At 73.9% G+C, this 17,968-nt stretch carries 19 protein-coding genes and 1 pseudogene; 9 read left to right on the forward strand and 11 right to left on the reverse strand.

From position 1 onward, the window contains the following. Nucleotides 1-21 precede the first annotated feature (21 nt). The 4 genes and pseudogenes from OG823_RS30465 to OG823_RS30480 form a co-directional block, all read right to left on the reverse strand. Nucleotides 22-708, reverse strand: a complete 687-nt coding sequence (locus OG823_RS30465; protein WP_371484714.1) for a hypothetical protein — start codon at nucleotides 706-708, stop codon at nucleotides 22-24. Next, complete coding sequence (locus OG823_RS30470) at nucleotides 705-1,028, reverse strand: hypothetical protein (protein ID WP_371484763.1); 324 nt, start codon at nucleotides 1,026-1,028, stop codon at nucleotides 705-707. The genes OG823_RS30465 and OG823_RS30470 overlap by 4 nt, the downstream gene beginning before the upstream one ends. Before the next feature lie 73 nt (nucleotides 1,029-1,101). Further along, nucleotides 1,102-1,395, reverse strand: a pseudogene (locus tag OG823_RS30475) (2-isopropylmalate synthase); the annotation flags it as partial. A gap of 331 nt (nucleotides 1,396-1,726) precedes the next feature. Beyond that, nucleotides 1,727-2,317, reverse strand: a complete 591-nt coding sequence (locus OG823_RS30480; RefSeq protein WP_371483336.1) for a TetR family transcriptional regulator — start codon at nucleotides 2,315-2,317, stop codon at nucleotides 1,727-1,729. Between the two features lie 247 nt (nucleotides 2,318-2,564). Between OG823_RS30480 and OG823_RS30485 the strand changes: the two genes are divergently transcribed. Then, nucleotides 2,565-3,476: an SDR family oxidoreductase gene (locus OG823_RS30485; RefSeq protein WP_371483337.1), complete on the forward strand. Its 912-nt coding sequence runs from the start codon at nucleotides 2,565-2,567 to the stop codon at nucleotides 3,474-3,476. Nucleotides 3,477-4,133: 657 nt separating this feature from the next. Here OG823_RS30485 and OG823_RS30490 read toward each other — a convergent pair. Beyond that, nucleotides 4,134-4,991, reverse strand: coding sequence for a universal stress protein (locus tag OG823_RS30490; protein WP_371483339.1), 858 nt, complete (start codon nucleotides 4,989-4,991; stop codon nucleotides 4,134-4,136). Between the two features lie 269 nt (nucleotides 4,992-5,260). On the opposite strand from OG823_RS30490, the gene OG823_RS30495 reads away from it, so the two are divergent. From OG823_RS30495 to OG823_RS30505, 3 genes are read left to right on the forward strand one after another with little or no spacing between them, the layout of a single operon-like run. After that, nucleotides 5,261-5,506, forward strand: a complete 246-nt coding sequence (locus OG823_RS30495; RefSeq protein ID WP_371483341.1) for a hypothetical protein — start codon at nucleotides 5,261-5,263, stop codon at nucleotides 5,504-5,506. Further along, nucleotides 5,503-5,703 (forward strand): hypothetical protein, encoded by a 201-nt coding sequence (locus OG823_RS30500; protein WP_371483342.1) that lies wholly within the window; start codon nucleotides 5,503-5,505, stop codon nucleotides 5,701-5,703. Before OG823_RS30495 ends, OG823_RS30500 begins: the two co-directional genes overlap by 4 nt. After that, nucleotides 5,700-6,137 carry an arsenate reductase ArsC gene (locus OG823_RS30505; RefSeq protein WP_371483343.1) on the forward strand — a complete coding sequence of 146 codons (438 nt, stop codon included), beginning with the start codon at nucleotides 5,700-5,702 and terminating at the stop codon, nucleotides 6,135-6,137. Before OG823_RS30500 ends, OG823_RS30505 begins: the two co-directional genes overlap by 4 nt. A 160-nt stretch (nucleotides 6,138-6,297) precedes the next feature. Here OG823_RS30505 and OG823_RS30510 read toward each other — a convergent pair whose 3' ends face one another. The 3 genes from OG823_RS30510 to OG823_RS30520 form a co-directional block, all read right to left on the reverse strand. Continuing rightward, nucleotides 6,298-6,465 carry a hypothetical protein gene (locus OG823_RS30510; protein WP_371483344.1) on the reverse strand — a complete coding sequence of 56 codons (168 nt, stop codon included), beginning with the start codon at nucleotides 6,463-6,465 and terminating at the stop codon, nucleotides 6,298-6,300. A gap of 88 nt (nucleotides 6,466-6,553) precedes the next feature. Further along, nucleotides 6,554-8,044, reverse strand: a complete 1,491-nt coding sequence (locus OG823_RS30515) for an ATP-binding protein (RefSeq protein ID WP_371483345.1) — start codon at nucleotides 8,042-8,044, stop codon at nucleotides 6,554-6,556. Next, entirely contained in the window at nucleotides 8,041-8,751 is a 711-nt protein-coding gene (locus OG823_RS30520) for a response regulator transcription factor (protein ID WP_371483346.1), read from the reverse strand. The genes OG823_RS30515 and OG823_RS30520 overlap by 4 nt, the downstream gene beginning before the upstream one ends. Before the next feature lie 276 nt (nucleotides 8,752-9,027). Here OG823_RS30520 and OG823_RS30525 point away from each other — a divergent pair, with 276 nt between their 5' ends. The 5 genes from OG823_RS30525 (at nucleotide 9,028) to OG823_RS30545 (ending at nucleotide 14,208) form a co-directional block, all read left to right on the forward strand. Then, on the forward strand, nucleotides 9,028-10,440 hold the full coding sequence (locus tag OG823_RS30525; RefSeq protein ID WP_371483347.1) for a ferric reductase-like transmembrane domain-containing protein: 1,413 nt from the start codon (nucleotides 9,028-9,030) through the stop codon (nucleotides 10,438-10,440). A gap of 11 nt (nucleotides 10,441-10,451) precedes the next feature. Further along, nucleotides 10,452-10,955, forward strand: coding sequence for an FMN-binding protein (locus OG823_RS30530; protein ID WP_371483348.1), 504 nt, complete (start codon nucleotides 10,452-10,454; stop codon nucleotides 10,953-10,955). Then, a complete protein-coding gene (locus OG823_RS30535) occupies nucleotides 10,955-11,701 on the forward strand; it encodes an FAD:protein FMN transferase (RefSeq protein ID WP_371483350.1) in 747 nt (248 codons plus the stop codon). Before OG823_RS30530 ends, OG823_RS30535 begins: the two co-directional genes overlap by 1 nt. Before the next feature lie 292 nt (nucleotides 11,702-11,993). Further along, nucleotides 11,994-12,992: a polysaccharide biosynthesis protein gene (locus OG823_RS30540; protein ID WP_371483351.1), complete on the forward strand. Its 999-nt coding sequence runs from the start codon at nucleotides 11,994-11,996 to the stop codon at nucleotides 12,990-12,992. Nucleotides 12,993-13,008: 16 nt separating this feature from the next. Beyond that, nucleotides 13,009-14,208 (forward strand): glycosyltransferase, encoded by a 1,200-nt coding sequence (locus OG823_RS30545; RefSeq protein ID WP_371483352.1) that lies wholly within the window; start codon nucleotides 13,009-13,011, stop codon nucleotides 14,206-14,208. 42 nt (nucleotides 14,209-14,250) lie between these two features. Here the strand turns inward: OG823_RS30545 and OG823_RS30550 are convergent, their stop codons facing one another. Genes OG823_RS30550 through OG823_RS30560 form a run of 3 tightly spaced genes read right to left on the reverse strand, consistent with a single transcriptional unit; the run spans nucleotide 14,251 to nucleotide 17,968 of the window. Then, entirely contained in the window at nucleotides 14,251-15,474 is a 1,224-nt protein-coding gene (locus OG823_RS30550; protein WP_371483353.1) for a cytochrome P450, read from the reverse strand. Further along, complete coding sequence (locus OG823_RS30555) at nucleotides 15,471-17,006, reverse strand: glycoside hydrolase family 3 protein (RefSeq protein WP_371483354.1); 1,536 nt, start codon at nucleotides 17,004-17,006, stop codon at nucleotides 15,471-15,473. The genes OG823_RS30550 and OG823_RS30555 overlap by 4 nt, the downstream gene beginning before the upstream one ends. After that, nucleotides 17,003-17,968: an SDR family NAD(P)-dependent oxidoreductase gene (locus OG823_RS30560; protein WP_371483355.1), complete on the reverse strand. Its 966-nt coding sequence runs from the start codon at nucleotides 17,966-17,968 to the stop codon at nucleotides 17,003-17,005. The genes OG823_RS30555 and OG823_RS30560 overlap by 4 nt, the downstream gene beginning before the upstream one ends.

The following is a 17,968-nucleotide window of genomic DNA, read 5'->3' on the forward strand; positions in this document are numbered from 1 at the left end:
GCGGCGGGGCGGTCGGCGGGCCTACCGGCCCCGGATCCCGTACAGCCGCTGGACGTGGTCGAGATACCGCTCGGGGGCCGGGAAGGGCCGGTCGTGCGCGCCGGTGCGGTGCAGCTCGACCCGTCCGTCGGTGTGCAGGCGCAGCGTGGTGGTCGCCGCGCGGGGCTCCTCGGCGGGCCCGTCGGCCGCCGCCGGGGCGTGGTCCAGGGCCAGGACGGGCGTTGCGGGCGCGAACATCGCCACGGCCTGCGCCGCGGTGGCGGCCGGCGGGTGACCGGTGCGGTTGGCACTGCTCACGTACAGGACCGGGAAGGCGTCGAGGACGGGCAGCAGGGGCTCCCACCGGGCGCCGAACAGCAGGGCCCAGCCGTCCCGGCTCGCCGGTGCCAGCCAGTCGGGCCGATTCGCGTCCACGCGCAGGGGCACCAGCAGGGTCACCCGTTCCTCGGCCAGCAGCCGGCGTGCCAGGGCCGTCAGGCTGGTGTCGAGGTCGAGGGCGTCGTCGAGCGCCGTGAGGGTGTCGCGGTGGTGGGCCCACAGGGCGACGGCCTGACCGGCGGGCCGGCCCTTCGCGGTGTTGACCGCCCGCGGGACGGTCGCGGCGACGGTGTGGGTCAGGGGCGCCGGGTTGGGCAGCACCACGGCGCCCCCGCCCCGCAGGGTGCGCCGGGCGCCGTCGGGGTCGACGGTGCCGGGAGCGGGGTTCATCGGGAGCCTTCCGTCGTCGCGGCGCGCAGGCCGTCGAGGTCGCCGGCGAACACACGGTCGTCGACGACCGCCCGGCCCGAGCGGTAGTCCTGCTGCTTGACCCAGCCCATCGCCGCCCGTGCCTGCGCGCGGTCGAGCCGGTGGCCGAGGCGGGCGGCCGCCGCCGTCACCACCCGGGCGCCGGCCGGCTGGGTGAGCGGCACCTCCGGCTCGATCCCCAGCACCTCCCGGGGACCGTAGGGCTGGAACAGCCCGGGTCGGACGAACGGCGTGCCCGTGGAGATCGTACCGACGCCGGTGCCCACGATCGGCGTCGTCACGCTCAACGGCACCCCGCACGCCGGCCCGGACGGCCTCCAGGGTGTTGGCCAGCCCCAGGCCCAGGTCGTTGTGCGCGCGGGAGGCCAGGACCACCTCCTCGCCGGCATCGCCCCGTACCCGGGCGAACATCGCCCCGGCCTCCGCGGGGAGCTGGTCGCCGACGGAGTCCGCCAGGATCACGGTTCCCGCACCGGCCTCGGTCGCCGCGCCGGCGTGGGCGGCCATCAGGCCCTGATCCGCGCGGGAGGCGTCGGCGAGGCACACGTCCACCGCCACCGCGTCGTCCAGCCCCCGGGCGTCCTCGACGAGCGCGACCCCCGTCTCCAGCGCCTCACGGTCGGTCCGGTGGGTCATCACCGCCGCCATCGCCCCTCGTGACGTCCCGTCAGCAGGGTGTTCCGGCCGCCGTGGCCGCTCCCTCGGTGGTCGGCTCGGGAAGTCCTTCGGGGGTTGAGTCCGGAGCCGGGGTTGGCACGGGGTTGGCCGGATGTCGGGGATGGCGAGTTGAGGCTGCGGGTGCAGACCAGCGCTTCCTCGGGGCCGCCGGCGAAGCTGACCGTGGGGGGATGGTGCTTCGTACCCGTGGTTACCGGCGAGGTGGAGGGTGAAGCCCCGGGGGCCGGCGGGGGTTCCCGCTTTCGTCGAGGTCTGGGAACCCCCTTGCTCGCGGCGATAGGTGCTCGCAGGCGGAGCGGCATCAGCTTTCAGGCCGCGCCTGCTCCGGTGGGACGGTCGCGCAGAGGGCGTGAAGGTCGTCGAAGGCTTGGAGGAGATGTGCGTCCAAGCTCCGTGAGGGGTCGTCGATCCAGGCTTGGGCGGCGTGGTGGAAGGTGGCCCAGCCGGTTTGTGCGGCCAGGCCGGCCAGCCGGTCAGGGACATCGCGCTGACGGAGGGCTTCCGCCAGGGCTTCGGTGAGGGCCGCTGCCTTGGCCAGGTCGCGTTCGCGCAGGGCTGGGGTTTCGGCAATGACCGCCAGCCGTGGCTCGGAGAACGGGCGGTTGTCCTCAAGGATTCGTCCGGCCTTCCGGAAGGCGCACAGCAGAATGCCGAGTGGCTGAAGGCCATCGGGGGCGTCGGCGACCTCCTGGATCAGCGCGAGGCGCAGGTCGGCCTCGCCGTCGAAGAGGACCTCGCGCTTGTCCGGGAAGTGCCGGAAGAACGTGCGCTCGTTGACGCCGGCCCGGGCGGCGATCTCAGCGGTGGTGGTCTGATCGAACCCGCGCTCGCGGTACAGCTCCAGAGCCGCCTGCCGAAGGCGGTGGCGCGCTTCTGTTCCGCTTCGTGGCATCTCTCGAGGATACCGCATACGCCAGTGACTGACACTGCTTGACGCCAGTGACTGGCGCTACGTAAAGTCAGCGACTGGCACTACGTAGCGCCAGCGACTGGCACTACGCACCGCCAGCGGCTGTCGTCAACGGCGAGCTTTCGGTCCGACCGCCGTGGCGGCGATCAAGGTCTCCGCCCTCGAAGGCAGGCCATTCCCGCCTCACCCGCATCGGCCCCGGTGCACACACCCACAGAGAGAGCGTTCCATGCATATCTTCGTCACTGGTGGTTCTGGCCAGACCGGCCCTGCCGTGGTCGCCGAGCTCGTCGCGGCCGGCCACGACGTCACTGCTCTGGCGCGCTCGGATGCCGCCGCCGCCCGACTGGAGTCGCTGGGCGCCGCGCCGCACCGCGGCTCCCTGGACGACCACGACAGCCTGCGCCGTGGTGCCGAAGCCGCCGACGGCGTCCTGCACATGGCCTACGGCGGGGACTTCTCCGACCTCGACGACATGATGAGGCGCGACCGGAGCGCTATCGAGGCCCTCGGCCGGCCGTTGGAACTCTCGGGCAAGCCGCTCGTCGTCACCTCGGGCACGCTGGTCATGCCCGCCGGCCGGGAGACCACCGAGCAGGACGAACCCGACGCGGCCGGGATCGCCGCCTTCCGCATCGCGGGTGAGCGAGCATGTCTGGACTTCGCCGCCCGGGGAGTACGAGCGAGCGTGATCCGGCTCGCTCCCACCGTCCACGGTCCCGAAGACCACGGCTTCATCCCCATGCTCATCGCCACCGCACGAAAGACCGGCGTCTCGGCCTATGTCGGCGACGGCGCCAACCGGTGGCCCGCCGTGCACCGGCTCGACGCCGCGGTCCTGTTCCGCCTGGCCCTGGAGCAGGCCCCCGCGGGCAGCGTGCTGCACGGTGTCGCCGAAAGCGGCGTCACCATGAGGAGCATCGCGCGGACCATCGCCCGGGGCCTGGACCTACCGACCGTCTCGCTGACCCCCGACGAGGCCGCCGGGCACTACGCCAGCCCGTTCATGGCCAGGGTCTACGGCTTCGACGCGCCCGTCTCCAGTGCTCACACACAGGATCTGCTCGGCTGGTCTCCCACCCATCCGACACTTCTCGATGACCTGGAGCACGGCGACTACTTGGCCGTGCCGGCCTCCTGACCCCCTCGCGCCCATCCGAACTCCCGTCGTCGGTGTCCTCGGGGGCGTCCGGGTCGTGCAGAGACCGCAGCCCTGGCGGGGACCGACGCTCTGTCCGTCAGCCAGTTCGCCGTCGGCACAGGCGAACCGCCGCGGTGACGGAAGCCCCGGCCCGCGAGCCGGGGACAGGAGCTGCGGGTGGTCAGCTTCTGGGCGCGGAAGGGGACTTGCTCGACTCCGGCAAGGTCGGCATGCGTCCATCCCGCCCGGTCGTCGTGGCGGGGGGTGCCGCAGACCCCCGCAGCTGAAATCCATCCCGAGTTGAAGCGGGATGCGATCGCGCTCGTCCGGTCCTCGCCGCCAGTGGAAGTTCACCACCTCCGCCCTGGACGATCTGCCGGCCCGGCTCGACCGACACACGCTCACCGACCGACACCAGGAATCCTCCGCTGCCCCGGCCGCCTGATCAACCCCCGACGGACTTCAGGAGCCGACCACTCGCTCCCGTGGTCGCTCCAAGTACGCGGGGCGCGCCCCGTCCGTGGGGCCCGGAAGCGGCGGACGGCACCGGAGGACCCGGAGGCCGGGTGACACCGGGAGGACCGGAGGCCCGGAGGCACCCCAGCGCCGGGCGGCCCGGGCCCGACCGGGTGCCCGGACCGCCCGACGGTGCCGACGTCAGCCGGTCGGCACCACGACGACCGGGCACTCGGCGTGCTGGACGACCGCCTGACTCGTCGAACCCAGACGGCCCAGCGGGCCGTGCGGCTCGCCGTGGCGACCCACCACGAGCAGCTGGTGCTCCCGCGACGCGGCCACCAGCTCCTTGGCCGTCGAGGCCCGCACCGACCGCTCCCGGACGACGGTCCCGGGGAAGCGCTCGCGCCGGTCGGCGAGCACCTCGGCGAGCAGCCGGTCGTGCTCGGCGGCGATGTGCCCCTCCTCGTAGACCGGCGGCAGCTCGTGACCCGCGCCGCTGATCAGCGGATAGGCCCAGGTGTGCAGGGCGAGCAGCGGCAGGTTGCGCCGCTGGGCCGACTCCAGCGCGAATTCGAGGACCGGATCGTCGTGGCCGTCACCCCGGATCCCGACCACCACACCACCCCGGCCGGGACCGTCCGCGTCCGGACGCACCACGACGACCGGGCAGGCGGCGTAGGCGGCGGCGTGAAGCGTGGTCGAGCCCAGCAGGAGCCGGGCGAAGCCGCCGGACCCTCGCGCACCGACGGTCAGGAGCTCCGCCCGCTCCGAAGCCGCCGTGAGGGCGTCGCGGGCGCCGCCGTCGACGAGCTCGGTGTCGACCGTCAGACCCGGCCGGCGTCCGAGAGCGTGGTCGCGCGCCGAGACGAGCAGCAGCTCACCGGCCTCCCGGGTGACGCGGACCTCCTGACCGGCGGGCGCCCGCGACGTCTCACCGAACCAGGCGTGCACCAGGCGCAGGGGCCGGTGGCGCTCCCACGCCTCGTCGGCGGCCCAGTCGAGCGCGTGACGGCTTGATTCCGACGAGTCCACGCCTACGACCAGGGGGTCATTCATCGCGGACTCCTTCGGATCCCGGGGACGGTCTCGCTGTGCGGCCGGCCCCGAACGCGGCTGTGAGTCCAGGCTATGTCGCTCCACGGGTCGCAGCAGCTCCGTTGGGCCGGTCGGGCAGCCCGTCGGGGTGGGCGGCGGACCGGCCGCGCGGGATCGGTCCTCGGCCGGCGGACCTGGCGGAGGATCAGGTCCGCCACTGCTCGGACCGCTCGGACGGCTCGGGCCCTTCGGGTGGCTGGACGGCCTGGAGGCGGTCCGCCGTCGCGGCTATGGCGGCGGCCAGGGAGAGCAGTGCCCGGTACTCGCCTTCGTCATCGCGCTCGGCGAGCCTGGAGGCGTCCTGCTCCCGTACGTCCGGCCGCTTCGGGTCGGCCGGTTCGCGCGGCTCTCAGCTGCCGCTGGAGCATCCGGCGGCGGCCGCGGCGGGTTCGGTGCCCTGCTCGCTCTCGGTGCAGCTCGCCCGCCTGTCCTCGCTGCTCGAAGCCCCGGCCGCGATCGCCGAGGGCGCCCGATGACCGGGGCGGCTCCGCTGGGCCGCCGCATCGCCGTCGAGGTCCTCGGCACGGGCGCGCTGGTCGCCCCCTGCTTCGGCAGCCCTGTCCCGGCGGCCGAGGACGTCGCCGTCCCGGAGCGTGACCAGCACCTCGCCGTCGCTGCCCGCCGAACCTCTCCCTCCCTCGATCCGCCCCTGACCAGGAAGAGCCCGCCGTGAGCACCCCCGCCGTCCCGTCCGTCCCGTCCGCCCCGTCCGTGCTGTTCGTCTGCGTCCACAACGCGGGCCGCTCGCAGATGGCCGCCGCCTTCCTCGTCCACCTCGGCCAGGACCGCGTGCTGGTCCGCTCGGCGGGCTCCGCCCCGGCGGGTGCGGTGAACCCGGCCGTCGTCGAGGCGATGCGCGAGGTGGGGATCGACATCTCCGCCGAGACTCCCGAGGTGCTGACCGTCGAGGCCGTTCAGGGCTCCGACGTGGTGATCACCATGGGCTGCGGCGACGCCTGCCCGTACCTCCCCGGCAAGCGGTACCTGGACTGGAGCCTGGCGGATCCGGCGGGGCAGGGCGTGGACGTGGTCCGGCCGATCCGGGACGAGATCGAGCGGCGCGTACGCGGCCTGCTCGCCGACCTCGCCGTCGAGGTCACGGTGTGAACCCCGGCGCGACGTCCTCCTCGTCGAGCGGCGCGGCGCAGTCCCTACCCGAGCTGAGGCGGCCTGCGCCGACCCGGCCTGCGGCGCCGACCGGTCGGCGCCCGGCTCGCCCGGAGGCGGAGGGACCGGGTGGCGGAGGGCCGGGGGCGGCCGCGGTGGGTCAGCCGCGCCCGAACAGCTTGCGGAAGCTGAATCCGCCGGACCGCTCGCTCGTGCGGCAGTCGCACCGGTCGGCCCGGGGCACTCCGGCCAGGACCTGGTCGACGTGCAGGCCGCAGCCGGCATGGGTGATCTTCTTGCAGGTGCGGCACGTGGCGCGTCGGCACACGGTGCACCTCCTCTCCGGGGTGTCTCGTCGGGGGCTCGCGGTAGGCCCACGCCCAGGATACCCCGCCGGGTATTTTTCCGGCCGTCGGTCAGGGTGAGGGAAGGCTCACGGTGACGGTGGTGCCCCCGCCGGGGCGGTCGGCCAGCGCGGCCGTGCCGCCGTGGGCGGTGACGACGGCCTCGACGATCGCGAGGCCGAGGCCGGTGCCGCCGCTGGTCCGCGATCGCGAGCTGTCGCCGCGGACGAAGCGTCCGAAGACGTGCGGTGCGAGTTCGGGCGGGATCCCGGGGCCGTCGTCGGAGACGGTGATGGTCCGCTCCTCGATCCGCACGGTGACGGTGCTGCCGACGGGGGTGTGGCGGTGGGCGTTGGAGAGCAGGTTCGCGATCACCTGGCGCAGCCGGTCCTCGTCGCCGGTCACCACCACGGGCTCCGGCGGCAGTTCAAGGCGCCAGTGGTGGCCGGGTGCTGCGGCCCGGGCGTCGTGGGTGCAGTCGAGGGCGATGCGGGTGAGGTCGACCGCTTCGCGGGCGAGTGGCCGTCCGGCGTCCAGGCGGGCGAGCAGCAGCAGGTCCTCCACGATGGCTCCCATCCGGACGGATTCGGCGTCGATGCGCCGCAGGGAGTGGTGCACCTCGGCCGGGGTCCCGGCGGGGTGGCGCAGCGCGAGTTCCGCGTGGCCCCGGATCGTGGCGAGTGGGGTGCGCAGTTCGTGCCCGGCGTCCGCGGCGAAGGCCCGCAGCCGGCTCTCGGAGGCATGGCGCCGGGAGAGGGAGTCCTCCAGGTGGCCGAGCATCCGGTTGAGGGCGAGGGCGACCCGGCCGGTCTCGGTGCGCGGGTCGGCGTCGGGCACCCGGTCGGTCAGCACCACCTCGCCCTCCGCCAGTGGGAGCGCGCTGATCCGCTCCGCGGTGTCGGCGATACGGTTCATCGGCCGCAGCGAGACCCGGACCCACAGCGCGCCGGCCACCCCGGTGACGCCCAGGGCGATCGCGAAGGAGACCAGCTCCAGGGCGACGGTCCTGTGCTCGGTCTCGTGCACCTGGTGCAGGGGCAGGCCGGTGACCAGGACGTCGCCGTCCTGCCCGGCGACCGCTCGTACCCGGTAGGGGCCCAGGTCGGACAGGCGTAGCGACCCGGGTGCTCCACCCACCGGGAGCCGGGCCAGGCTCTGCCGGTCCCGGTCGGTGAGCGTGACGCCGTCGTCGGTGTCCGCCGGGGCGGTGCCGTTGGCGACGGCCTCGTCGTCGGCGTCGCCGTCCACCACGCCCGCGTTCGTGACCCGGCCGTTCACCAGCCGGGCCCCGAACGTGCCGGGGCTCTGGGCGCGGGTGTCGCTGCGAGCCCCCGAGGCGGAGCCGCCGTGCTCCAGACTGGCGGCGTACCGCCCGCCGGCGTCGTTCAGGCGCTGGTCGAGCTGGCCCACCAGGTAGTGCTCCAGTGCCGTGGTGACGGCCAGGCCGACGCCGGCGAAGGTGATCACCAACAGTGCCAGCAGGCCCGCGACCAGGCGGCTGCGGATGGTGCGCGGCACGAGCCGGCCCAGAGCTCGGCGCGGGCCCGACAGTCCGGTGCTCACGAGACGGGTGCCTTGATCAGGTAACCCGCGCCCCGGACGGTGTGGATCATCGCCGGCCGGCCCGCGTCGATCTTCTTGCGCAGGTAGCTGATGTAGAGCTCGACCACGTGAGCCTGGCCGCCGAAGTCGTAGGACCACACGGCGTCCAGGATCTGGGCCTTGCTCAGCACCTGCCGCGGATGCTGCATCAGATGGCGCAGCAGCAGGAACTCGGTGGGGGAGAGTTCGACCGGGACGCCGCCGCGCAGCACCTCCCTCGACTGCTCCACCAGCACCAGATCGCCCAGGACGAAGGCCCCCTCCGGCACGCTCGCGGCTCCGGCGCCCGGCCCCTGGGCGCGCCGCAGCAGCCGGCGGAGCCTGACCACCACCTCCTGAAGGCTGAACGGCTTGGTGACGTAGTCGTCGCCCCCGGCGTCGATGCCCGCGATCCGGTCCTCGACGGCGTCGCGGGCGGTCAGGAACAGCACCCGTACCTGGGGCTGCTCGGCGTGGATACGCTCCAGCACCGCCATGCCGTCCAGGCCGGGGAGCATCATGTCCAGCACGACGGCGTCCGGCTCCCAGCGCCGGCACTCCAGCACCGCCGCCTCACCGGAGCCGACCCCGAGCGACTCCCACCCCTCGTAGCGCAGCGCGGCGCACAGCACCTCGACCAGATCGGGTTCGTCGTCCACGACCAGGACACGCGGGGTGGGCGGCGGCATGGCATCCAATCCGGTCGGCGGTCCCGGCCGGAGGGGTCGCTCCGGCCGCTCTGCAGGCCATTGTGCCCTGCCCCGGTGAGAATCCACTGAGACCACGAACGGTCGATCATGCCTCTGACCTGCAGAGACGGTTGATCGACCGGCTTCCGACGGCAGAACTCAGAAGGAACTGAGAGGTCCGGATGCCAGGGTGAGGCAGCCGCCCGGTCCTGGCCGAGGTCCACGTCGCCGTACTCCGGCGCAGGAGGCACGGCGTCGCGCAGGAAGGAACAGTCCATGGGTACCGCAGTCCGGCGTACCGCCCGTACGACTCCGGGCGGTCGCCGACCGCCGGCCGTCCACACCCGGCACCAGGGCGCACCACGACGGCCGCTCCTCCCCCCGTGGCTGCTCGCGCGGCTCGTCCCGCCGGCCGTCGCCGCAGGTGCGGCCGCCGTCCTGGTGCTCTGGTGGCAGGACACCTACGCGGTGACCGGCGCCGACCAGTGGCTCACCGGCGCGGGGCGGATCACCGGCCTGCTCGCCGGGTACACCGCGCCCGTCCTGCTCCTGCTGATGGCCCGGATACCCGCCCTGGAGCGCGACGTCGGCGCGGACCGGCTGGCCCGCTGGCACGCGGTCGGCGGACGCTACCTGGTCGGCCTGATCACCGTCCACGTGCTGACCGTCATCTGGGGCTACGCGCTCACCGCGCACCGGGCCGTGGTCGGCGAAGGCGTGCAGATGGTGCTCCACTACCCGGACATGCTCAAGGCCACGGCGGCCACCCTGCTCATTCTCGGCACCGGCGCCGTCTCCGCCCGGGCCGCCCGCCGCAGACTCGGCTACGAGACCTGGTACTACCTGCACCTGGCGACCTACCTCGCCGTCGCGCTCGGCTTCGCCCACCAGCTCACCAACGGCGCCGATCTCGGCCGGGGCGTCGGCCGCGCGGCCTGGTACGTGCTCTACCTCGGCACCATCGCGCTGCTGGGGTGGTACCGCCTGGTCGTGCCCTTCCTGCGCGACCGGCGCCACCGGTTGCGCGTGGTGGAGGTCCGTCCCGAGGGGCCGGGGGTGGTCTCCGTCCACCTGACCGGCGAGCGGTTGGCCGAACTGCGCGCCGAGCCGGGCCAGTTCTTCCGGCTCCAGTTCCTGGCGCCCGGCCTGCGCTGGGCCGCCAACCCCTACTCGCTCTCCGCGCCGCCCACGGACCGGTTCCTGCGCTTCACCGTCAAGGACCTCGGCGGCCACAGCGCCGCCCTCGCGGGCCTGCGCCCCGGCACCCGGGTGCGGGCCGAGGGCCCGTACGGCGCGTTCACCTCCCGGCGCCGGACGCAGCGCCGCGTCCTGCTGATCGCCGGCGGCGTCGGCATCACCCCGATCCGGGCCCTGTTCGAGACCCTGCCGACCGGCTCCGGAGACCTGACCCTCCTCTACCGGGCCCGGGAAGAGGACGACCTGCTGTTCCGACGGGAGCTGGAGCAGATCGCGCGGGCCCGCTCGGCCCGCCTGCACTACCTCCTCGGCCGACGCGCGGAGACGGGTGATCCCCTCTCGGCGGCCTCGCTCGGCCGGTCGGTCCCGCAGCTGGCGCGACACGACGTGTACCTCTGCGGGCCACCGGCGATGACCGCCGCCACGGTGCGCGCGCTGCGCGCAGCCGGCGTGCCCGCCCGCCGCATCCACCACGAGTCGTTCGACCTCTGAAGGGGCCCGCCATGCGCCGTACCGTCCTGGCCAGCAGCGTCACCGCAGCCGGAGTCGTCCTGCTGCTCTCCCTCAAGCCGCACGGCTCCGCCTCCGCGCAGGCCGTCCCGATCATCGGCTCGGACACCGGGGGCGGCTCCCCGGCGCCGACGGCGCCGGTCACCCCGGGACCGTCCCCGTCCGCGGCCTCCGGCGGCTCCTCCCCGTCGGCGGCCGCCGCGCCGTCGACGGCCGCCGGCACCCGGACCGTCACCGGCAACGCGGTCGACACCCGGTACGGACCGGTCCAGGTGAGAATCACCCTCAACGGCAGCCGTATCACCCGGGCCGAGGTCCTGCAGTACCCGTCCGAGGGCCGACGTGACCTGGAGATCAACCAGTTCGCGCTGCCCCGGCTCAACCAGGAGACCGTCTCCGCGCAGAGCGCCCACGTCGACGCCGTCTCCGGCGCCACGTACACCAGCCAGGGCTACCAGCGCTCGCTGCAGAGCGCGCTCGACCAGGCCGGCCTGTGATGCTGAGACACGCCGAGCCCGCCATGGGCACCGTCTTCTCCTTCGCCGTCCGCGACGCCGCACCCGCCGACCTGGCGCCGGCCCTGGCCGAACTGCACCGCCTCGACCGGATCTTCTCGACCTACCGGCCGCAGAGCGACATCAGCCGCCTGGCCCGGGGCGAGCTGACCGGCGCCCAGTGCGACCCGCTGGTGGCCGAGGCCCTCGACCACTGCGCCGTCGTGGAGCGGGAGACCGACGGCTACTTCTCGGTGTACGCCGGCGGCTCCCTCGACCCGTCCGGCTGGGTGAAGGGCTGGGCGATCGAACGCGCCTCCCGCCTGCTCACGGCCGCCGGGTTCCCGCACCACAGCGTGACCGGGGGAGGAGACGTCCAGACGGCGGGGGAGCCGGCCCCCGGACGGCCGTGGCGCATCGGCGTCGCCGACCCGGCGGCCCCGGGCGAACTGGCCGCCGTCGTGGAGGGCCACGGCCCGTTCGCGGTCGCCGGCTCCGGCACGGCGGAGCGCGGCCCGCACATCACCGACCCGCACACCGGGCGCCCGCCGGTCGGCGCCCTCTCGCTCACCCTGACCGGCCGCCACATCGCGCTCACCGACGCCCTCGCGACGGCGGCGTTCGCCATGGGGCCGGCGGCCGCCCTGCACTGGGCCGAGAAGCGGCCCGGCATAGAGGCCCTCGTGATCCTCACCGACGGCACCCGGCTGGGAACGTCCGGGCTGGGCGCCCTCCTCGCCCCTGCCTGACCACCGCGACCACCCGAGCGCGAGCACGGGGGCCGTCTGCCCTCCCTGTCCTCCCCACGGACATGAGGCCAGTGGGTCACGAGACGGACCGGGCGGGGGGAAGTCGCAGGTTTCCCCGTGCGCCGGGGTGGCGAAGATCGTGGTGAGCGGCTCCGCCTCCGTGCTCAGGAGCCGGGCCGTGTCCGACACTTCGGGTCGGACCAGCGTGCGGCGTTGGGCATCCTCCCCGGCCTCCGGCCGGGCGGTGCCCCCGGCACCGGGTGAGATCCATCAAGCGATATGGGGAGGGCACGTGCCAGACGACGCCTGTGTACTGGTGACGGGGGGGACCGGCTCGTTCGGCCAGGCGGTGGTCGAGCGGCTGCTGGCCGGCGACTGCGCCGAGATCCGGGTGTTCAGCCGGGACGAGGCCAAGCAGGACTTCATGCGCCGGCGGATCCGGGATGCCCGGGTCCGCTACATCATCGGTGACGTACGTGACTTCTCCGCCGTCCGCAGGGCCGGCCGGGGCGCCGACGTCGTGCTGCACGCGGCCGGCCTGAAGCAGGTTCCGGCCTGCGAGGACGCTCCGCTGGAAGCGGTGCGGACCAATGTCCTGGGCAGTTCGAACGTGCTGGATGCAGCCGAGTCGAACGGTGTGCGGTCCGTGGTGGCACTCAGCACCGGCAAGGCGGTGCATCCGGCCAGTGCCATGGGGATGTCCAAGGCCCTCATGGAGAAGCTGACCCAGGCGTACGCCCGCACCGCGGGAGCGGGCTCGCCGACGGTCTCCTGCGTCCGCTACGGAAACGTGATGTGTTCGCGCGGATCGGTCATCCCGCTCTTCCTGGAGCAGATCCTCCGCGGTGAGCAGATCACCCTCACCGAGCCGCGCATGACACGGTTCCTCATGTCGCTGGAGGACTCCGTCGACCTCGTCCTGTGGGCGGTGCGACACGCGCGCCCGGGCGATGTCGTCATCGGCAAGGCGGCCGCCTGCACCATGGGGGACCTGGCCGGTGCGCTGCTTCGGCTGTTCGACCGCCCGGACAGCGTTCGCGTCGTCGGGGCCCGCCCGGGCGAGAGCCTGCACGAGGAACTGGTCGGCGCACAGGAGATGGCCCGGGTCGAGGACCTGGGGGACTACTTCCGGTTGCCCCTCGACGCCCCCGTGCGAGCGGACGGCGCAGAGCCGTACGACTCCTCGACGACCCGGCAGCTGAGCCTGGCGGAGCTGGAGGCCGTCCTGGCCGGGCTGCCGGAGGTCAAGGAAGCGTTGAGCACGGCCGGGCGCTCCCCGGCCGGCAGCTGAGACGGCGGGGGCACGCGTGCGTGTTCTCTTCACCACCCTGCCCGGATACGGCCACGCCTACCCGATGATCCCCATCGCCACCGCTCTCCGGGACAGCGGCCACGACGTGCTGTTCTGCTGCGCCCCCGGGTTCGGCCGGGTGATCGGGCAGCACGGCTTCGCCACCCGGCCCTCCGGGATCGACTACCGCGTCGGGCAGGAGGCCGGTCTCGTTCCGTCCTGGCGTGCGGCCCGGGCGGCCGGGGACCGCAGTTATCCCTACACCGGCAAGGTGCTCGTGGAGTTCGCCTCCGCCGCGATGCTGCCCGATGTGCTGCGAACCGCCGAGTCGTGGCGACCCGACCTGATCGTGCGCGACGCCGTGGAGTTCTCCGGCTGCGTCGTGGGCGAGGCACTGGGCATCCCGCACGCCACCGGCCGGGACAACAGGTTCCTGTCGCCGGAGATCTGGCGGGCGGAGGCCGGAGCCGAACTCGACGCCCTGCGTGCCGCCGTCGGACTGCCGCCGGACCCAGGGTGCGCCATGCTCTACCGGCGTCTGGGGCTGGTGTCGATGCCGCCCTCGTTCGTGTCCGCCGTGGGCCCCGACGCGGCTCCTGACGCCCGCGAGTTCAACGTCCATGTGAGCCCGACGATGAGGTTCGTCCAGCCGCGGGTGACGTGCGACCCGGCGCCCGCGCTGCCGGACCACCTCGTGAACGGCGACCGGCCGCTCGTCTTCGTCAGTCTCGGCACCATCATCCGGGACGACGACCTGCTGGACCGGATCGGTGCCACGGCGCGGACGCTGGGAGTGAACATCCTCATCGCGGTGGGTCCGCAGTCCGAGGGCGCGAACACCCCCCGCCCCCAGGTGACCTTCATGGCCAGGGTCCCGGTCGAGGAGGCCCTGCGGCGCAGCGCGGTGGTCATCACCACGGGGGCCAGCGGGCTGACGGTCATGGCCCTGTCGCTGGGCAAACCGGTCCTCACCGTCCCTCTCGCCGCCGACCAGCCGATCAACGCACTGCGTTGTGAGGCACTGGGCGCGGGAGTCCGGGTCTCCCCGCAGGCCCCGACCGCGGAGTTCGCCGAGGCGCTGGGGCGGCTGCTGCACGACCCCGCCGCGGCCGCGGCGGCCCGCGCGATCGAGGCCGAGTGCCGGGCCCTGCCGACGCCCGACCAGGCCGTCGGGCTGCTGGCCGACCTGGTGGCGCAGGGCGGCACCGGGATCTGAACGCGCGGGGGCCGGCCGCCGCAACCGTGCCCCCGCGTCGTCCTACGCCCTCACTTCGACGGGCAGACGGGAGTAGCCGCGCATGTTGGCGCTCGGGCGCCGCTCGCCCGGACCGGCCGGCTCGATCGTCCGCAGGGTCAGCAGGGCGGAGAAGGCGGCTTCCATCTGGGCCAGGGCGAGTGGTGCGCCGAGGCAGTAGTGGATGCCCTGGCCGAAGGAGAGGGGCTGCGGTCCCACCCGGTCGGCCCGGAAGGACTGCGGCAGGCGGTAGCGGTCCGGGTCCCGATTGGCCGCGCCGATGAGCGCCACCACCATGTCGCCCTCCTCGACCTTCTCCCGGCCCAGGGTCAACGGCGTGGTCGCATGCCTCCCGGTGCTCTGGACGGGCGGGTCGTGGCGCAGCACCTCCGTCACGGCTGCCGACAACGGGACCCGCCGCTCCCGCAGTGCGGCGAACTGCTCGGGGTGCTCCATCAGCACCGCGAGACCGTTTCCGAGGAGGCTGCTGACGGTCTGATAGCTCGCGTTGTAGATCTGGAAGACCAGCGGCACGGCCTCCTCCTCCGGCAGCGATCCGTCGGCCGAGGCCCGCGCGATGTGGGTGAGCAGGTCGTCCCCGTCCCCGGTCCGCCGCTCGGCGAGCAACTCGTCGAGGTAACCCGTGATCTCGTCCGTCGCACGGTCCGCGGCGCGGAGCTGCCGGGAGTCCGTCCCGCGCTCGAAGACCAGGTTGAAGGCGAGGATCTGCTGCCGGAAGTGACGGCGATCGGACCGGGGTATGCCGATGAACCGGCTGATCACCTCGGTCGGAAGCAGGTCCGCGAAGTCGGTGACGAAGTCCGAACGGCCCCGGGAGGCCAGGTCCGCGACCAGGCCGTCAGCGATGCCCCGGACCACCGTGGCGCCGCTGGAGACGGCCCTGGAGGACGTGAACCGTCCTTGGAGAGCCCTGCGCAGCCGGCCGTGTCGCGGGGGATTGGCCATCAGCATCATCGACTCCAGCATCCGCAGCGCGCTGTGCCCACGCCACCGAGGCCCTCCCTTCTTCAGCCCGACCGCGTCCATGTCGTTCGCGAACCGCTGGTCCCGCAGGACGAGTTCGCACATGTCGTAGCCGGTCGCCACCCAGAGGCCGGCGTCCACCCGTACCGGCTCGCCCTCGGCGCGCAGGGCTTCGTACAGCGGATAGGGATCACCGGGCGGCGGGTCCGTCGCGAAGAGGAGGGAGAACAGCTGCGACGGGCTGAGACTGTCGGAGGCACTCATGTACGGAGGTCGTCCTTCCTGCTCGGAACCCCGGCCGCCTGCTCCGGCACCGTTCCTGGTGATGGTGTGTCCTGCGGCCAGGCACGGCCGGACAGTGCCTCGGCGGCCGCGATGGCGTTGACCAGGGCGGCGCCGGAGGTGGCCAGCGCGCCGCCTCCGGTCAGCCGCAGGTCCTCGGGCAGGCCCATCGCCACCAGCGTGGTGTCGGGCCTCCGGTCGAGGAAGGCCGCGACGCAGCGGAGCTGCCACGGATCGCGGAAGGCGTCGCGCACGACGAGCACCAGCGGTGAGGCCCCCGCGGGTACCTCCGCCGCGGCCTCATCCGGGCGCCGGATCTCATGGCCCGCGAGGAAGTCCAGCCGGGCGAGCACGGGGGCCAGGCCCCACCGGGCGGCGCCGACGGCCGACGAGGGCGCGCCGTGCAGCTCGACGACGTACGGCGGTCCGGCGAGCCGGCAGTCCCCCCGGGAGCGGAGCGCGAGCCGGGCCGCGCGGAGCCCGACCCCGGCGTGGCCGCCGTGACCGCCCGGGACCGGCTGTGCGGCGGTCCACGCCCGCAGCCCGTTCACCCGCTCGGCCGCCTCCTCCAGTCTGCTCAGGGGGAGTTCTCCGTCCGCGACCGCCTGTCGGACCGCGGCGCGGATCTCCACGCACGGCTGCTCGCCGTCCCGTCCGCCGATGGCGACCAGGTCGACTCCGGCGACCCACGCCAGTACGGCGGCCCGCGCGGTGCCCCAGCGGTCGCGCAGCGCGCTCATGTCGATGCCGTCGCTGACCACCACGCCCCGGAACCCCATCTCCTCGCGCAGCAGTCCTCCGATGATCCGGGGACTGAGGGTGGCGGGCAGCGAGTCGAGTGCGGGATAGCGCACATGCGCGGTCATCACGGCCTTCACCCCGGCGTCGACCGCGGCACGGAACGGAACCAGGTCGCGTTCGCGCAGTGTCCGGGCACTGTGCGCAACGACGGGAAGGTCGTGGTGGGAGTCGGTCCGCGCCGATCCGTGACCGGGGAAGTGCTTGACCGCCGCCGCGACGCCGGCGTCCTGCAGACCGCGCAGGAACTGCACACCGTGCGCCGCCACCCGGTGTGGGTCGGTGCCGAACGAGCGCAGCCCGATGACCGGGCTGCGCTCGTCCGGGAGCAGGTCCAGACAGGGCGCGAAATCGAGGTTCACCTGGTGCGAGCGCAGATCACGGGCCATGGCCCCGGCGACGGACCTGGTCAGCACGGGGTCGTCGACCGAGCCCAGCGCGTGGTTCCCGGGGTAGGCGCTGCCGTGGTCGTAGCCGAGCCGGGTGACATCGCCGCCCTCCTCGTCGAGGCCGATCAGCAGGTCCTGCCGCATGGCCCGGAGCGGGTTGGTGATGCGTTCGGCGATCAGCCCGTCGGCGAGGCGGACGGTGCGCCCGAAGACCGCGATACCGGCCAGTCCGTCGTCCAGCGCCCGGCGGACCCAGTCCGGTGGGGAGCCCGCCACGTAGGCAGGCATGAGGCAGGCGTTGACGAGGCTGTCGGGGAGGGAGGTCATCGGGAGGGCTCCGCCCGGGGGGACTGCGCCGGCGGCTGCCAGGCGGGCCAGCAGTCCGCGACGATGCGGTCGATGCCGGACCGGGTGGGCCGCCAGGCGAGGACGTCGCGGGCCATCGAGATGTCCGCCAGGATGTCGGTCGGTTCGGACTGCGCGGGCAGGTGCCGGACCTGCAGCGGCCGCCCGGTCACGCGGCGCACCGCGGTCACGACGTCGACGACCGACAGCGGCGTGTCGTTGCCGATGTTCAGCACGACGTGGCGGCCGGCCTCGCAGACGCCCAGCGCCCGGGCGCACGCCTCCACCAGGTCCTCGACGTGCAGGTAGCCGCGCTGCGCCGTGCCGTCCCCGTTGATCTCCAGATACGGCCGGGCCCCGGCGGCGACGGCCAGGGCGGCGGGGACCAGCCGCACCTGGTTGGTGTCCAGGGTGCCGGTGGCGTTGAACAGCCGCAGGGTCACCGCGCCGAGTGCGCCCGCGGCCGCGGCACGGGCCACGACCTGCTCCGCGGCCAGTTTGGTGGCGCCGTAGGGGTTCGTCGGAACGGTCGTCGCGCTCTCCGGGATGGGCTGGACCGCCTGGTCGCCGTACACGGCGCAGGACGAGGCGAGGACGAAACGAACCGAACTGCCCTCCGGCCCGTGCCGTCGTGCCAGCGCCGCCACCAGGTTGACGGTTCCGCCCAGGTTCACCTCGCTGTAGCGCGACGCGTGCCGGAAGCTCTCGCGAACATCGCTGAGGCCCGCCAGGTGGACGACCCCGTCCAGCGGACCGGCCTGGGCCACCACCGCCTCGGCCTGCTCCTGGTCGGACAGGTCCGCCCGCAGGACGGTCGCCCCGTGGTGGCGGTACGGCAGCGCGCTGCGGTGCACCAGCGCCAGCACCTCGTGGCCGTCGCGGCGGAGCCGCCGCACGGCGTGGCGGCCTATGAAGCCGGCCGCGCCGGTGACGAGTACGCGCAT

This window comes from Kitasatospora sp. NBC_00315, from assembly GCF_041435095.1.
GTDB lineage: Bacteria > Actinomycetota > Actinomycetes > Streptomycetales > Streptomycetaceae > Kitasatospora.

Bases quoted from the DNA above. Each gene is read 5' to 3' on its own strand.
- OG823_RS30480 (WP_371483336.1), bottom strand. From the start codon at position 2,317: ATGCCACGAAGCGGAACAGAAGCGCGCCACCGCCTTCGGCAGGCGGCT.
- OG823_RS30555 (WP_371483354.1), bottom strand. From the start codon at position 17,006: ATGACCTCCCTCCCCGACAGCCTCGTCAACGCCTGCCTCATGCCTGCC.
- OG823_RS30500 (WP_371483342.1), top strand. From the start codon at position 5,503: ATGACCGGGGCGGCTCCGCTGGGCCGCCGCATCGCCGTCGAGGTCCTC.
- OG823_RS30560 (WP_371483355.1), bottom strand. From the start codon at position 17,968: ATGCGCGTACTCGTCACCGGCGCGGCCGGCTTCATAGGCCGCCACGCC.
- OG823_RS30485 (WP_371483337.1), top strand. From the start codon at position 2,565: ATGCATATCTTCGTCACTGGTGGTTCTGGCCAGACCGGCCCTGCCGTG.
- OG823_RS30520 (WP_371483346.1), bottom strand. From the start codon at position 8,751: ATGCCGCCGCCCACCCCGCGTGTCCTGGTCGTGGACGACGAACCCGAT.
- OG823_RS30530 (WP_371483348.1), top strand. From the start codon at position 10,452: ATGCGCCGTACCGTCCTGGCCAGCAGCGTCACCGCAGCCGGAGTCGTC.
- OG823_RS30550 (WP_371483353.1), bottom strand. From the start codon at position 15,474: ATGAGTGCCTCCGACAGTCTCAGCCCGTCGCAGCTGTTCTCCCTCCTC.
- OG823_RS30525 (WP_371483347.1), top strand. From the start codon at position 9,028: ATGGGTACCGCAGTCCGGCGTACCGCCCGTACGACTCCGGGCGGTCGC.
- OG823_RS30535 (WP_371483350.1), top strand. From the start codon at position 10,955: ATGCTGAGACACGCCGAGCCCGCCATGGGCACCGTCTTCTCCTTCGCC.
- OG823_RS30490 (WP_371483339.1), bottom strand. From the start codon at position 4,991: ATGAATGACCCCCTGGTCGTAGGCGTGGACTCGTCGGAATCAAGCCGT.
- OG823_RS30495 (WP_371483341.1), top strand. From the start codon at position 5,261: ATGGCGGCGGCCAGGGAGAGCAGTGCCCGGTACTCGCCTTCGTCATCG.
- OG823_RS30465 (WP_371484714.1), bottom strand. From the start codon at position 708: ATGAACCCCGCTCCCGGCACCGTCGACCCCGACGGCGCCCGGCGCACC.